The sequence below is a fragment of the Nocardia sp. NPDC127606 genome (assembly GCF_042671725.1).
GTDB lineage: Bacteria > Actinomycetota > Actinomycetes > Mycobacteriales > Mycobacteriaceae > Nocardia.
The window spans coordinates 1-903 of sequence record NZ_JBHXWQ010000007.1; the positions used below are offsets into that span (position 1 = coordinate 1).

The 903-nt window shown below is 67.2% G+C and carries 1 protein-coding gene and 1 rRNA gene; both read left to right on the top strand.

Translation table 11 applies throughout. The features are described from left to right. Positions 1–91: ribosomal RNA gene (gene rrf / locus ACFVJ5_RS26320) — 5S ribosomal RNA — on the top strand; the annotation flags it as partial. Between the two features lie 324 nt (positions 92–415). Further along, on the top strand, positions 416–903 hold a 488-nt coding region (locus ACFVJ5_RS26325; protein WP_379223978.1), incomplete at its 3' end, for a hypothetical protein.

Genomic DNA, 903 nt, shown 5'->3' on the forward strand with positions numbered 1-903 from the left:
GCCCGGTCCCATTCCGAACCCGGAAGCTAAGGCCACCTGCGCCGATGGTACTGCACTCGACAGGGTGTGGGAGAGTAGGACACTGCCGGAACATCCTTCGCGATAGGGGACCCTTATTTGGGTCCCCTATCGGCGTTTGTGGACTCGATACGAGTTCGGTACGCCAGGCGGACGATGCCCCGTCCTTCGTCCGTGGTTGAATTCTTAGTGGCGGGGCCATTGACAACACTCCCCGGAGGCCGGGGAACCTAGAGAGGGATCGCCGTGTCGGAACACAACGACGGACGGAAGCCGTTCCGCCGGGACGGAGACGCCCCCGGTTTCGGCCGGCGTGGCGAACCGACCGATCGCCCCCGCGGCGGACACGGTGACAATCGCGGCTCTGGCCGTGGCGAAGGCGGCGGATTCCGCCGCGATGACGCAGGCCGAGGCAGCAGCGCGGATCGTGGTGGCTCCGATCGTGGCAGCTCCGACCGGGGTGGATTCCGTCGCAACGACGACAATCGCGGCTCCGGTCGTCCCGAGGGTCAGCGTGGCGGCTACAACCGCGACGACCGCGGCGGCAGCTCCGACCGTGGTGGATTCAAACGCGGCGACAGTGGCGACCGTGGCGGTTACCAGCGCCGCGATGACGCCGGTCGCGGTGGCTCCAGCGACCGTGGTGGTTACCGTGGCAACGACGACCGCCCCCGTGGTGGTTCAGATCGTGGTGGCTCCGCTGATCGCGGTGGCTACCAGCGGCGCGACGACAGCGCGAAGGGTGGTTACCCGAAGCGCGATGACGCTGGTCGCGGTGGCTACCAGCGACGCGACGACAACGATCGTGGTGGTTACCAGAAGCGTGACGACAACGATCGCGGTGGATTCAAGCGCAGCGACAGTGGCGACCGCGGTGGCTACCAG